At 55.4% G+C, this 13930-nt stretch carries 14 protein-coding genes; 3 read left to right on the top strand and 11 right to left on the bottom strand.

Going from position 1 to position 13930, the window contains the following annotated elements; all coding sequences use genetic code 11:
- Window positions 1-3: 3 nt before the first annotated feature.
- Both NNL35_RS21675 and mntR read right to left on the bottom strand, forming a co-directional pair.
- On the bottom strand, window positions 4-1632 hold the full coding sequence (locus NNL35_RS21675; RefSeq protein ID WP_006676726.1) for a family 10 glycosylhydrolase: 1629 nt from the start codon (window positions 1630-1632) through the stop codon (window positions 4-6).
- A 109-nt stretch (window positions 1633-1741) separates the two neighbouring features.
- Window positions 1742-2170 carry a transcriptional regulator MntR gene (gene mntR / locus NNL35_RS21680; RefSeq protein ID WP_006676725.1) on the bottom strand — a complete coding sequence of 143 codons (429 nt, stop codon included), beginning with the start codon at window positions 2168-2170 and terminating at the stop codon, window positions 1742-1744.
- Window positions 2171-2384: 214 nt separating this feature from the next.
- On the opposite strand from mntR, the gene splB reads away from it, so the two are divergent.
- Complete coding sequence (gene splB / locus NNL35_RS21685) at window positions 2385-3452, top strand: spore photoproduct lyase (protein WP_006676724.1); 1068 nt, start codon at window positions 2385-2387, stop codon at window positions 3450-3452.
- 114 nt (window positions 3453-3566) lie between these two features.
- On the opposite strand, the gene NNL35_RS21690 is transcribed toward splB, so the two are convergent.
- The 4 genes from NNL35_RS21690 to NNL35_RS21705 all read right to left on the bottom strand — a co-directional run bounded on the left by NNL35_RS21690 (window position 3567) and on the right by NNL35_RS21705 (window position 7054).
- The gene (locus tag NNL35_RS21690) at window positions 3567-4283 is read right to left on the bottom strand and encodes a cytochrome c biogenesis CcdA family protein (RefSeq protein WP_006676723.1); all 717 of its coding nucleotides are present in this window, start codon (window positions 4281-4283) and stop codon (window positions 3567-3569) included.
- 80 nt (window positions 4284-4363) lie between these two features.
- The gene (locus NNL35_RS21695) at window positions 4364-5167 is read right to left on the bottom strand and encodes a metal ABC transporter permease (RefSeq protein ID WP_006676722.1); all 804 of its coding nucleotides are present in this window, start codon (window positions 5165-5167) and stop codon (window positions 4364-4366) included.
- A gap of 50 nt (window positions 5168-5217) precedes the next feature.
- Entirely contained in the window at window positions 5218-5964 is a 747-nt protein-coding gene (locus tag NNL35_RS21700) for a metal ABC transporter ATP-binding protein (RefSeq protein WP_006676721.1), read from the bottom strand.
- 85 nt (window positions 5965-6049) lie between these two features.
- Entirely contained in the window at window positions 6050-7054 is a 1005-nt protein-coding gene (locus NNL35_RS21705; RefSeq protein WP_006676720.1) for a metal ABC transporter substrate-binding protein, read from the bottom strand.
- Between the two features lie 209 nt (window positions 7055-7263).
- Here NNL35_RS21705 and NNL35_RS21710 point away from each other — a divergent pair, with 209 nt between their 5' ends.
- Window positions 7264-8076, top strand: coding sequence for an undecaprenyl-diphosphate phosphatase (locus tag NNL35_RS21710; RefSeq protein WP_006676719.1), 813 nt, complete (start codon window positions 7264-7266; stop codon window positions 8074-8076).
- Window positions 8077-8152: 76 nt separating this feature from the next.
- On the opposite strand, the gene NNL35_RS21715 is transcribed toward NNL35_RS21710, so the two are convergent.
- The 4 genes from NNL35_RS21715 to NNL35_RS21730 all read right to left on the bottom strand — a co-directional run bounded on the left by NNL35_RS21715 (window position 8153) and on the right by NNL35_RS21730 (window position 11932).
- Window positions 8153-8644, bottom strand: coding sequence for an 8-oxo-dGTP diphosphatase (locus tag NNL35_RS21715; protein ID WP_006676718.1), 492 nt, complete (start codon window positions 8642-8644; stop codon window positions 8153-8155).
- Between the two features lie 134 nt (window positions 8645-8778).
- Window positions 8779-10779, bottom strand: coding sequence for a methionine--tRNA ligase (metG, locus tag NNL35_RS21720; RefSeq protein ID WP_006676717.1), 2001 nt, complete (start codon window positions 10777-10779; stop codon window positions 8779-8781).
- Between the two features lie 419 nt (window positions 10780-11198).
- Window positions 11199-11471, bottom strand: a complete 273-nt coding sequence (gene yidD, locus NNL35_RS21725; RefSeq protein ID WP_006676716.1) for a membrane protein insertion efficiency factor YidD — start codon at window positions 11469-11471, stop codon at window positions 11199-11201.
- Complete coding sequence (locus NNL35_RS21730) at window positions 11468-11932, bottom strand: Fur family transcriptional regulator (RefSeq protein ID WP_006676715.1); 465 nt, start codon at window positions 11930-11932, stop codon at window positions 11468-11470. The genes yidD and NNL35_RS21730 overlap by 4 nt, the downstream gene beginning before the upstream one ends.
- 210 nt (window positions 11933-12142) lie before the next feature.
- Between NNL35_RS21730 and NNL35_RS21735 the strand changes: the two genes are divergently transcribed.
- On the top strand, window positions 12143-12712 hold the full coding sequence (locus NNL35_RS21735) for a GNAT family N-acetyltransferase (RefSeq protein WP_006676714.1): 570 nt from the start codon (window positions 12143-12145) through the stop codon (window positions 12710-12712).
- A 130-nt stretch (window positions 12713-12842) separates the two neighbouring features.
- Here the strand turns inward: NNL35_RS21735 and NNL35_RS21740 are convergent, their stop codons facing one another.
- The gene (locus tag NNL35_RS21740; RefSeq protein WP_006676713.1) at window positions 12843-13823 is read right to left on the bottom strand and encodes an ABC transporter substrate-binding protein; all 981 of its coding nucleotides are present in this window, start codon (window positions 13821-13823) and stop codon (window positions 12843-12845) included.
- Window positions 13824-13930 lie beyond the last annotated feature (107 nt).

Genomic DNA, 13930 nt, shown 5'->3' on the forward strand with positions numbered 1-13930 from the left:
CTTTTATTGCTCATAATACTGCTTCAGCCGAGCAGCCACGTCCTTCGCATTGTTCAGCAAATCCTTCGCGCTGAAGAAAATGCTGCCGGCCACGCTCTCATACTGCTTGTTGTAGTCCAGTTGGCGGATAAGCACATCGGCGCTGGACCAGTCCTTCTCCTTCGCGTCCGCGAGTTTGTAAGCGGCATGCCCGATATACAGATCTACGCCGGTTCCTGCCGTCTCCTTCATCCACCAATCGACCAGCGTCTTGTAGTCTGCTGCCGAGTGGCCGATATGCCAATATATTTGCGGCGCGATGTAATCAATCCAGCCATTCTTAATCCAGGTGCGCGTATCGGCATACAGGTCATCATAGGTGTTCACGCCGGCCTTCGTATTCGAACCTGTCGGATCAAGACTCGCATTGCGCCACACTCCGAACGGGCTGACCCCGAAGCGAATATTCGCCTTGCTCGCCTTAATTTCCCCATTCAATTGCTCAATGAACTGATTGACATTGTTGCGCCGCCAATCGCCTTTGTTATTGAATACTTTGTTGTACGCTTTGTAGGAAGCGTCGTCACGGAAAGGCTCGGCAGCCTGTCCGTACGGATAGAAGTAATCATCCAGATGGACTCCGTCGATATCGTATCCGTTCACTACTTCCATAATCGTATCGATAATGAACTGGCGCGCTTCCGGCACGCCCGGATCATACATCAGCTTGCCGCCATGCTTGACGACCCAATCCGGATGCTGCTTCGCCGGATGATCGGCCGCCAGCTTGGCTATGTCTCCCTGCACGCTGATCCGGAACGGGTTGAACCAGGCGTGGAACTCCATTCCCCGCCGGTGGGTCTCTTCGATCATATAAGCGAGCGGATCATAGCCCGGGTCCTGCCCCTGCTTGCCAGTCAGCCATTCCGACCACGGAAGAAGCTTCGAAGGGAAGAAGGCGTCCGATGTCGGTCTCACCTGAACGAAGACCGCGTTTAACCCCATACCTTGCAGCTTGTCCAGCATATCGGAATATTCCTTCTTCTGCTGCTCCGGGTTGGCCCCTTTGCGGGGATCGGCTGGCCAGTCGATATTATATACGGTGGAAATCCAAGTGCCCTTCAAGCCCTCGGTATGTATTTCTTCCGCCCCTGCATTTCCTTGCGAACCTGTATTTCCTTGTGATCCTGTATTGCCTTGTGCTCCTGCCTCGCCCGTGAACAGATTCACCCTGCGCTCCTCCTGATTCCACTTGACGGTCAGGCCCGTGTTCTCCCCGATGAACCGCAGCGGCACCATCGTTCGGCTGTCCCGCATCTGCGCTCCGGCGTCCAGCGCCACCTTCTCTCCGTTGACGAGCGCCGTATCGCTGCCAATCATGAGCTGGATGACGGTGTCATCCTTGCGGAACTCCACCTCCTGCTTGCTCTTGTCCCAGCCTACCGTCGCACCCACAGCTTCCCCGACGGCGCGGAACGGAAGCATCGTTACGTTCTTCCCCGGCACTAGATAAGGTGCCACGTCGGTGACAAGCCTCTTCTGATCGAGAAAAATGGTAATGTCATTCGCCGCTGCCTGCGCAGGCGCCGCCAATCCGGCCCCGAACAGCAGCGCCGCCATCGTTCCCGACAGGAGGCGTCTCCAGATTGTCATGAATCCTCTCTCTCCCTTGCATCTGATATTTCAGACTTGATCACATATTCAAGCCCTACTCTATTAGACGCACAAAACAAAACATCTGTTTCTCTCGAAACAGATGTTTTTAAGAAGATTCGTTCTCTAATTCACCGCGCACGCCGGCGAGATCCTTGATGCGTTCGGGGTCACGCTTGAAATATTCGACAAGCGCTTCGATGCACGTAATGGAATCCCAGCTCAAGTGATGCTCGATTCCTTCCACATCCGTGTAGATGTTCTCATGCTGCACGCCGATCATCTCCAGGAATTCCTCGAGCAGATGGTGGCGGTCTACTAGCCGTTTGCCGATTTTTTTGCCCTTGCTCGTCAGCACGAGCCCGCGGTATTTCTCATAGATCAGATATTGATCCTTATCCAGCTTCTGAATCATCTTCGTAACGGAAGATGGATGTACCTCCAGCCCTTCCGCAATATCCGATACACGGGCGTACCCTTTCTCATCAATCAGCTTATAAATACGTTCCAAATAATCTTCCATGCTTGGCGTAGGCATCAAGCGTCCCTCATTTCATCCACGATCGCTAACAATATCCATAAGATAGTGTACCATGTTCATGTAAGCAAGTTCAACCATAGCAGGGAAATACGGCTTTTTCCATGCGAATTTGAGTGAAAAATGAAGCATACTAACCGGGTATGATTGCCTGCCGGGAGCTTGTTGCCCGGTGCGGGCCGGCAGTAACCACTATCGAGGAGGGGCGAGCGAAATGGCGTCACAATCCGAAACACAGCAGGACAAGCGGCGGGATACGCGACTGTTCGTGCCTGATCTCGTCTATTTCGAGCCGGGGGCGCTAGAATATCCGAAGGGAAAGCAGATTATGGACTGGGTCAAGTCGCGGGGGATAGAATACCGGATGACGACATCGCATAACCGGATTATGGATTTGCCGGGGGATACCGATGCGGAGAAATACCGGATGGCGAAGCGCACCCTCGTCGTAGGCGTCCGGAAAACATTGACCTTCGATCAATCCAAACCTTCCGCCGAGTACGCGATTCCGATCGGAACCGGCTGTATCGGCCATTGCCATTATTGCTATCTTCAGACGACGCTTGGCGCCAAGCCCTATATCCGGGTATATGTCAACTCGGATGACATATGGGCAGCGGCCGTACGCTACATCGAAGAGCGGAAGCCGGAGATTACGCGCTTCGAAGCGTCCTGCACCTCGGATCCGCTGAGCATCGAGCATATTACCGGCAGCCTGTCCGACCTGATCGAGCGGATGGCCGATGAGCCGTTCGGGAAGCTCCGCTTCGTCACGAAGTACCATCACGTCGACCCGCTCCTCCCGCTCCGGCATGGCGGCCGCACCGATGTCCGCTTCAGCATTAACAGCGAATATGTCATTCGCCACTTCGAGCCGGCCACCTCGCGCTTCGAGGAGCGGATCGAGGCGGCCCGGCGCATCGCCGCAGCCGGTTATCCGCTTGGCTTCATCATCGCGCCGATTATGTGGCATGACGGCTGGGAGGAAGGGTATGACCAACTGCTCGCGACGTTGTCCGGCGCCTTGCCGCGGGAAGCGAGCGAGCGGATCACGTTCGAGCTGATTCAGCACCGCTTCACGAAGACGGCCAAAGCCGTCATCGAAAAGCGCTACCCGAAGAGCAAGCTGGAGATGAATATCGCGGAGCGCAAGTATAAGTGGGGCCGCTGGGGGCAAGGGAAATATGTCTACCCGGATGAGCGGGCGAACCGGCTGAAGGAATTCATCACCGGGCGCATCGATGAATACTTCCCTGCTTCCCGCGTGCTGTATTTTACGTAAGCCACGGATTCCGAGCGTGAACAACAACAAACCGGGCATGCCCTCTCCATCGGTGGAGAAAGCATGCCCGGTTCTCTGATGGGCAGCATCGCGATCCTTGTTAAGATGCCGCTCCTATGTAAGCCGCCTGAGCCATTCCGGCGTGATCTGCTGCAGCCAAATATTGATCTGGTTCAAATGATCGGTAAACAGCAGCACTCCCATGATGATCATCACCGCGCCGCCGAACTTCATCATGGCGTTCGAATAGCGGAGCAGCCAGCGCGTCGATCCAATGAAGAACGACAAAATAAAGAACGGCAGCCCGAAGCCGATACAGTAGGCGGTCGTCATCACGATGCCCAGGCTCGGCTCAGAAGCCGACAAGGTGAAGATCGCGCCGAGAATCGGGCCGACGCAGGGAGACCATCCAGCCGAGAAGCCCATCCCGAACAAAAACGATCCGAGGTAACCTCCCTTGCGCGACACATCGAACTTCCATTCCTTCATCAGCAGCTGCGGCCGGAAGACACCCATGATGACAAGGCCCATCGCAATAATGATAATCGCCGACACTTGACGGACCGTATCCCGATACTCGGCCAGGAATGATCCGAGGAAGGTCGCGCTTAACCCCAACGTATAAAAGACGACGCTGACCCCGAGAATGAAAAACAATGTATGCGTCATCGTCTTCCAACGAACGACCCGCTTGTTGCGCTCTTCTTTCAATTGATTGACGGACATGCCCGTAATAATTGAAAGGAACGTGGGATACAACGGTAAGCAGCATGGGGAAATAAATGAAATGACTCCTGCCCAAAAGGCAACCCAGACCGTTACATCCGACATGTTGACCGCCTCCTCCCTAGTTCACGCGCCGGGGCGGCGGAACGGCTTCATGCAGCGGAAGTGCCGCCATTCCGACAGACCTATACCTTTACCCCCCGGCGTATCACTAAGGTTAATATTAACATGGCAATCAATAGTAATACAATCGTCGCTCCGGGAGCCAGGTTCCACACGCCTGCCATCAGCAGCCCGGCGATGACGGCGGACTCCGACACGAGCACGGAGATGATGACCGCCTTCTTGAAGCTCTTGGCGAGGAGCAGGCTGGTCGCGACCGGAATCGTCAAGAGCGCCGATACGAGCAAGGCGCCGACGATCTTGATCGCAACGCTGATGACCAGCGCCGTCAGCACGGTTACGGCGATATTCAACCAGCGGACCGGAAGCCCGTTCACCGCGGCCGCATCCTCATCGAAGGTCAGCATGAACATTTCCTTGAAAAAAATAATCATAAAGACGACGACGATGACCGTCACGGCCCCGACAACCGTCAGATCCGTGCCGTTCAGCGTATAGATGCTGCCGAATAAATAATTGGTCACGTTCGCGTTGAAGCTTCGTCCCAGCGTAAAAAAGAGCGAGGCCAACGCGACGCCGCCCGACATGATGACGGCTATCGACAGCTCCGCATACGTCTTATACGCCTTGCGTAGCCGCTCGATCGCCACCGCTCCCAGCAGAGCGAAGACGACCCCCATCGCGAGCGGATAGATCCCGAGCAAAAAGCCGAGCGCCACCCCGGCAATCGTCACATGAGCCAAGGTATCCCCAATCATGGACAGCCGGCGCAGCACGAGAAACATCCCCATCAGCGGTCCGGTAACCCCGATGAGCAGACCGCCGATAAGGGCCCTCTGGAAAAACTCCGAAAATATAATATCCAATCTATACCGACCCCTTCACATCATTTGCTAGCAGCATGCCGCAGCGGCATTCAGACGATGACGCCATGCGTCAAACCCGGCTCCAGACATTCCGCCTCATGGGAATGCTTCACATAGAAGTGGAAATTCCCGCAGGAGCCTGCCGGCTCGTCGCCAAGCCACGAATTCACCAGGTCCAGATCGTGGGAGACCATGACGAAGGTCATCCGGTGATGCTCATGCAAATGCTGCAGCAGACTGAAAAACTCCTTCTGCGTGCCGGCATCGATGCCGACGGTCGGTTCGTCCAAAATCATCAAGTCCGGCTTGTTCACCATCGCCCGGGCCAAAAAGACGCGCTGCTGCTGCCCCCCGGACAGCTGTCCGATTTTTTTGTGAGCCAGATCCTCGATCCGCATCGCGGCCATCGCATCGACGCATTGGCTGATTTCCTGCTTCGACAGCCTGCGGAACAGGCGGCTCCGGTTGTACATCCCGGACTGCACCACCTCCATGACCGTGGCGGGGAACAGCGGATTGAACGAATTTTTTTGCGGAACATACCCTACACGTTCCCACTGCTTGAATCGCTGAATCGGCGTGCCGAACAGCCTCACTTCCCCGGCGGTAGGCCGAAGAAGGCCTACCATTAAGCGCAGCAGCGTCGTCTTGCCTGCCCCGTTCGCCCCGATGACCCCTACGAAGTCCCGTTCTCTCACCGTGAAGTTCACATTATCGAAGACCTTCTGCCCTTCATAGTCAAAACCGACATGATCCAACGTGATGACCTGCCCGTGGCAGGGATCGGTTACGTGCATTGTTCTAGTCATCTCTCTTCCTTATTCTCCCGGCCGGATCGCCGCCCGCGCCGGAATGTATCCTTCTTGCCCGAAAGTATCCTTCTTATTGTAACGCTAGAAGGAGATTTTGCAAGTTGCGCTCCATCAGGGTCACATAATTATCGCCCGCCGCTTCCTGCTCCTGCGTCAAGCCTTCGAGCGGATTCAAGACGAGCGTATCGACCTTCGCTTCCGAAGCCAGCGTCTGGGCCAATTGATCGGATACCAGTTCTTCGAAAAATACATATTTCAGCTGCTTCTCCTGCATCAGCTTCGATAGATTCAGCAGATCCTGCGCGCGCGGCTCCGCATCCGGGGAGATGCCCATAATGGCATGCTGGTGCAGATCGTAATCCCGCGCCAAGTATCCGAAGGCCTGATGCGACACGACGATATCGCGCTTCGCCACGTCCTTCAGCTTCGACGTATATTCCTGGTCGATCGAAGCCAGCTTCGCTTTCAACTGCTCATAGTTCTTCTCGTAGTCGGCGCGATGCTCCGGATCGGCATCCACAAGCGCGTTCTTCACATTCTCCACCATGATGAGTGCAGACTTGGGACTGATCCACGTATGCGGATCGATATCGCCATGGTCATGTCCATGCTCATCCTCATGGGCATGCTCGCCCTCGGCGTGCGCTTCTTCCCCGTGCTCCTCTTCCTCTTCACTCGCCTTTATCAGCGTGATTCCATTGCTGACCTCGACGGTCTTCACCTTCGAGCCGGCTTCAAGCCCCTTTTGGAAATCAGGCAGCCAGCCTTCGAATCCGGCTCCGTTCACGAGCAGCAATTGCGCGTTGGACGCATTTTGCAAATCCCGGCTCTTCGGTGTCCAATCATGCGGCTCGACTCCCGTCGGGATAAGATTGGTCACCTGTACATGGTCCCCTCCAATCTCGCTCGCCATGTAATAGATCGGATAGAAGCTTGTGATTACATTAACCTTGCCGTTGGCCGCTCCTTCCGCGGCCGAATCGTTATTCGCGCATGCATTCAGCAGCAGAAGACCGCAAGCGAGCAGCGCCAGCATGATGAACCGCAGCGACAGACGTCGTTTCCCAAGATTCATATTCCAACTCCCTTTCCTGTCCTTGTTCTTTCTATTTCGTAATTATTACTATTAAGATTATAGCAGGGTCGAAGCACATGTCAATCCCCTCTTTACGGAAAAAAAATAGTTTCATGTTTTGACATCTTTCTACACCGATCATAAGATGATAGAGGGTCATCTGGCATCTGAATCCCGCGGCAAACCTATTTTTATAAGGAGTGAAGAGTTTGGAATGGATAGACTGGCTGAAATACGCCATCCTTGGCCTGGTGCAAGGGGTTACGGAACCCATCCCGGTGTCTTCAAGCGGACATCTTGTTATCGTTGAGAAATTATTCGGCTTACATATCGAAGGGCTTGGATTTGAAGTATTCGTCAATTTCGCCTCTTTATTGGCTATTCTGCTCATTTACCGCCTAGATATTGCGCGGCTGGCCGTCAACACATGCCGCTTTCTGTTCCGCCGCGACCCGGCGGCGAAGGCCGACTTCATGTTCGTCGTCTATCTCGTGCTGGCGACCATCCCGGCCGGCGTCATCGGCGTCCTGTTCAAGGATGTGATCGCGGACACCTTCAAAGGACTGAAAATCATCGGCGTGACCCTGCTGGTAACCGCGCTTGCCCTGTGGCTTATTCGCAACCTGCGCGGCCGCAAAGGCGACAAAGACTTGTCGTTCGGCGAGACGTTCCTGGTCGGTCTGGCGCAATCGGTCGCCTTGATTCCCGGCATCAGCCGGTCCGGCGCGACCATCGTCGCCGCCATGGCCCTCGGATGGAAGCAGGAAACGGCGCTGCGTTTCTCCTTCTTCCTGTACATTCCCGTCAGCTTGGGCGGCATGATTCTCGAAGGGAAGGACATGCTGAAGGATCCGACGCTCGGGGAGTTCATCGGCCCGTATTTGCTGGCCTTCGTCTGTTCCCTCGTCGCCTCCTACTTCGCGCTCCGCTGGTTCATGGGGCTGATGGCGCGGGGCAATCTGAAATGGTTCTCCCTGTACTGCGTGGCAGCCGGCCTCTTCGTGCTGCTGTTCCTGAATTGATCCGTACGGACGAGCAATGTACGCAATACGCAAAAAGCTTGGCTTATCGCCAAGCTTTTTGTATTGTAGCTCGGGTTTAACCGAGCTGCTTCACCTTTTCTTCCAACCTAACTTTCGCATCTTCATCCCAGACGACAGAGATTTCAAATGTCCCCTCTTCGAAAAATAGAGGAAATCTGCGCTTGAACCAAGGCTGCATTGGCAATTCCAGCGCTTCTTGTATGTTAACCCAGACCAGCTCTCCTTCGGGCGGGTTTTGCAGCAGCTCCCCTTCATACCGCTTCGCGAGATAATTAAACACCATATACCGGTATTTCGTCTGCGGCACGACGTACTCATCAATTCCTTTAAAGATCAAATCCTCCGGTTTTACGCGCAGTCCGGTCTCCTCCCACAGCTCTCGCACCGTGCCTTCTGCAATGCTTTCAGGAATTTCAACCTTGCCCCCAGGACCAAGATAGCCTGGAAATCCAAGCTTATCGGGGCGATTCACCAGCAGCACCCGGTCTTCATCCTGCACAAGACACATCGTATATAACCCGCACTCCACCTTTTGCAATCCAGACATATTGCCCTCCCCATTGTCCCATGGATCATTTTCCCATCTTTCTTCAACTATACCACAAACAAACGTTCGTTAATACAAGCCCAAAAATGGCGTTCAAATTGATTTCCAATCTGAACGCCATTTTGCATGCTATCCTACTTCACGACCGCCCCATTCGGCATGCTGTCCGGCACGGTAGCGACCGTCAGCTGCCCGTCCTTGGACGCGGCCAGTATCATGCCTTGCGACAAGACGCCGCGCAGCTTGACCGGCTTCAGGTTCGCGACCACAATCACTTTGCGGCCGATAAGCTCCTCCGGCTTGTAATATTGCGCGATGCCGGAGACGACTTGACGCTGCTCGTAGCCGAGGTCAAGCTCCAGACGAAGCAATTTGTCCGCTTTTGGCACCGGCTCGCAATGCGTCACTTGACCGACGCGGAGCTCGACCTTGCCGAAATCGTCGATATTGATTTCTTCCTTGGCATCGGCAGGGGGCCCTGCCGGAGGCTGCGCTTCCGCCGGCGCAGACGCTGCCGCAGGCGCCTCGGCTGGAGCGGACGCGGCTGCCCCGCCGCTCATGCTCTCCGCGATGAATGCCGTCTCTGCGGCAGCCTCCAGGCGCGGGAAGATCGGCGCGGCCTTGACGACGAGTGTGCCTTCCGGAATGACGCCGAACGTGCGAGCCGCATCCCAGTCGGCGCATGTCTCAGGCTTCAATCCGAGCTGCTCCCAGATCAGGGCAGGCGCCTTTGTCAGGAACGGCTGCAGCAGAATCGAAGCGACGCGCAGGCTCTCCGCCAGATGCGTCATCACCGAAGCCAGTTCGTCGCGTCGCGCTTCGTCCTTCGCGAGCGCCCATGGCTGCGTCTCATCGATATATTTGTTCGTCCGGCTGATGAACTGCCAGATTGCGCTGAGCGCGACGGAGAACTCCATCTTCTCCATAGCCGCTTCCACCTTATCCACCGTCTGGCCTGCCATCGAAGCCAGTTCGCCGTCGAACGGAGTCACCTGCCCTTGGAATGCCGGAATGACGCCATCGAAATATTTTTCGATCATCGCCACGGTACGATTCAGCAAGTTGCCCAAATCATTCGCCAGATCATAATTGATGCGCTCTACGAAGCCTTCCGGCGTGAATGTGCCGTCGGAACCGAACGGCACCTCGCGCAGCAAATAGTAGCGCAGCGCGTCCAGGCCATAGCGGTCGATGAGCATGACCGGATCGACGACATTGCCTTTCGATTTGGACATTTTGCCGTCCTTCATCAGCAGCCAGCCGTGACCGAACACCTTCTTCGGCAGCGGGAGTCCGAGCGCCATCAGCATAATCGGCCAATATATCGTGTGGAAGCGGATAATCTCCTTCCCGACCAGATGCACATCGGCCGGCCAAAACTTCTCATACAGCTCCGAATTGTCGGAACCGTAGCCTAACGCCGTAATATAGTTCGTCAATGCATCGATCCAGACATAGACGACATGCTTCGGATCGCCGGCCACCTTGATGCCCCAGTCGAACGACGTGCGGGAGACCGCCAGATCCTCGAGGCCCGGCTTGATAAAGTTGTTGATCATCTCGTTCTTGCGCGATTCGGGCTGAATGAAGTCCGGGTGCTCCTCATAGTACGCCAGCAGTTGATCGACATACTTGCTCATGCGGAAGAAATAGCTCTCCTCCTTCACGAGTTCCACCGGACGTCCGCAGTCCGGACAGTTGCCGTTGTTCAATTGTCGCTCGGTGAAGAACGCCTCGCACGGCGTGCAGTACCAGCCTTCATAGGTTCCCTTGTAAATGTCGCCCTGCTGTACAAGCTGATCGAATATTTGCTGGACGACCTTCTTGTGGCGCTCCTCGGTCGTGCGGATGAAGTCGTCGTAGGAGATGTCCAGCTTCTTCCACAGCTCTTTAATCCCGACGACAATATCGTCCACAAATTGTTGCGGCGTCTTCCCTGCTTCCGCCGCCTTCCGCTCAATCTTCTGCCCATGCTCGTCCGTTCCCGTCAAGTAGCGGACATCGAAGCCGCGCAGCCGCTTGTAGCGGGCCATCGCATCGCCGGCTACCGTCGTATACGCATGCCCGATATGGAGCTTGTCGCTCGGGTAATAGATCGGGGTCGTAATGTAAAAGGTTTTGTTATTGTTGGCCATCATGCCCATCCTCCTTCATATTCGCTTGCAGCCGCTGGCAGTGAACCCCGGAATGCACGCAAAAAAGCTCTCATCCACTTGGGACGAGAGCTGAACTCACGCGGTACCACCCAAATTCCTGCCGCCTTCCCTTCCTCTTCCGCAGGGCAGTGGCGACAGCTTCATTGCGGCCGATTCAACCGGCCTGGAACATTCGTTATCGGGAATGAGCCGCCGCAGGCTTGCCTTCTCTCGCCATTCGCGTACAGAAGCTCGCAAGCGGATCCTCCGGGACCATGTTCGGAAGGGTTCACATACCGGTTCTCAGCAATCCCGGCTCTCTGCGATGCTCGTCGCTTCCTACTTATCCGTTCATCGGATGATATATGCCATATTGTCTCCAGCTTACCTCCAAATATATCCCAGCCCTCAGCCACATGTCAAGAGCGCTTAAGCGGAACCGGATCATAGCCGCCCGGATGGAACGGATGGCAGCGGCCGATCCGCTTGATCGCGAGCCAGCTCCCTTTGATCGGACCGTGAACCTCGAGCGCTTCCAGCGCATAGGCCGAACAGGTCGGATAGAAGCGGCACGTCGGAGGCTTCAACGGGGAGATGAATTTGCGGTAAAATCTCACCGGCCCCTGGAGCGTCCGCACCGCCCGCGATGGGCGTGAAGCGGCCTGCCGGCCCGGATCTTCGGGCGAGCTCATGGCCGGGCACCGTCCTTGTCCGCGCTGGCCCCCGCTTCGGAACCGGCTGCATGCGAACAGGCTTCGCAATAGCCGAAGACTTCGAATTTATGCTTGACGACCTGGAACTTCTCCGGCACATCGGTCAGCGGCATCGGACAAAAATGTATCGGATACGTCTTCTCGCACTGCAAGCAGATCATATGATGATGGTGGTGCGCCTCAGCGCAATGCACACGGAACTTGACTCCGTCCTCGAAGACGATCTGCTCCAGCACGCCCAATTCATTCATGACGCGGAGATTGCGGTATACCGTATCGAAGCTCAACCCCGAATACCGCTTCCCCATAAAATCATAGACATCCTTCGGTGTCAGGAAGCCGTCCGTATCGGCGAATAATTTGGCTAGCGTGCGACGCTGTTCCGTAATCCGCAGTCCTTGCGCCGCCATTTTGTCCAGTATTTGATCTGTGGTCAGCATCGGTGTCCCTCCCGTAGATTCCGAACCTCTCCTATAATAATGAGCTATTGTCCTTCCGTAGTCAAACATTCTCCCCGCAACCCGCCGCCCCTGTCAATCCCACCGCTCACCCGTCAGTCACTCCGTTCACTCTGTCAGTCACCCCGCTCAACCTTGTCAGTCACCCCACTTCTCCGGACATGGTACAATAAGCACCGAGGTGAATAGATGATGATTCAACTGCTCCGGTTCCGGCAGCAAGACGCTCCATCCGATGTGGCGGAACAGCTTATCTCATTGATGCGTCATGAATGGCCGCAAGCATTTGAAGACGAAGTCATACGCTGGCCGGACAATGCGGACACCAATCCGGTATCATTCGTATACGTATCCAATCTCAGCGTCATAAGCCACGTCGCCGTTCAGAACAAAACGCTTTATCATCAAGGCCAAGCATACCGCGCTTTCGGAATCAGCGAAGTCCTCACTCGCCCCTCCAGCCGGGGGCTTGGCTTCGGCACGAAGCTGATTCAGGAGGCGGCAGCCTATATCCAGACGCAGGATCCGGATATTTCCGTATTTACGTGCCAGCCCGAGCTGACGTCATTCTATACCCGGGGCGGTTGGGAACATATGGAGGGATCATGTCTGGTCGGCGGCACAAGAAGTAAGCCGTTCCGCAGCGATTCGCTGGGGCTGGCCGTCATGCTTCGCCTGCATTCGGCTGCAGCGCGGCAGCGGCGACAAGATTTCGAACAGGCGGATCTTTATCTTGAACTGGGCGAGAACATGTTGTGGTAACGCAATCGCTGGCCGGAATCTTCTTCTCCGCTGCCACACAACCGCTACCTCACAGCCACGCCTCTCAGCAAAAAAGGCTGCCCCTGCCATGCCTTCCGGCATGAGGGACAGCCTATATGAGTTGATGCGATTATTTCTCCAAATTGTACTGCTTGTACAAATCATCGAGCATCAGGTTCGCTGCGCGCACGCCGCCGGCCGTATTCCAGATCGCGTCATCGACGCGGAAGACCTGATTGTTCTTGACGACGTTCAGGTTTTGCCACAGCTTGTCCTTTGTCCATTCTTCCTCCAGCTTCGATGCTTCCTGGTTCCCTGTCTCATAGACGAAGTAGAACATCAAGTCGCCGTCCATTTCCGGAATCCGTTCCTTGGAGACGTCATCTGCGAAGGCGTCTTTTTGCTGGGCAGCCGGACGCTTGATGCCGATCTGGTCAAAAATAATACCCGAGAACGTCTGCTTGTAGTAAATGCGCACCTTGCCTGGCATGAACCGGACAATCGATACTTCCTTGTTGAGCTGATCGCCGGCCTTCGTCCGGAAATCTTCAACCCGCTTGTCGAAGTTCTGTATCAGCTGCTCGCCCTCCGTCTTCTTGTTGACGGCATCGGCCCACAGCAGCAAATTCTCTTTCCATTCTCCGCGCAATGTCTCGGAGAAAACCGTTGGGGCAATATCGCTTAGCTGCTGATAGAGCGCTTCATGGCGCATCTTCGTACCGAGAATGAGATCCGGCTGCAGGCTCAGAATCGCCTCCAGATTCGGCTGGCCTTCCTCGCCGAGGTCGACGACGCCTTCCATATCAGCCTTAATATGATTATACCAAGGATCTCCCGTCCAGGACTTCACCGCTCCGACCGGCTTGATGCCGAGCTCAAGCAGCGCTTCTGTTCCCTCGTTCGTCAGCACGACGACGCGCTTCGGATGCGTTGGAACATTCGAGGTCCCCATCGCATGGTTGACGGCGCGAGTCTGAGCCTCGCTCTCTCCTTCCGCCTTCCCGGCGCCTTTCGTCGCACCGCCTGCGCTCCCATTCGAATTGCCGCCGCAAGCCGACAGCACCAGACCAATCACGAGCACGAGAGACAGCAATGATGTCCACTTCTTCATCGAGTAAATGCCCCTTTCCCATTACCAGAGCCGCCAACCGGCTCTTCCTTAGAATCATTCCAAACATTCAAAAAACGTTCAAAATTAAGCAATAATTTATTGTTGCA

Origin of the sequence: Paenibacillus dendritiformis (assembly GCF_945605565.1) — a bacterium.
GTDB lineage: Bacteria > Bacillota > Bacilli > Paenibacillales > Paenibacillaceae > Paenibacillus_B > Paenibacillus_B dendritiformis_A.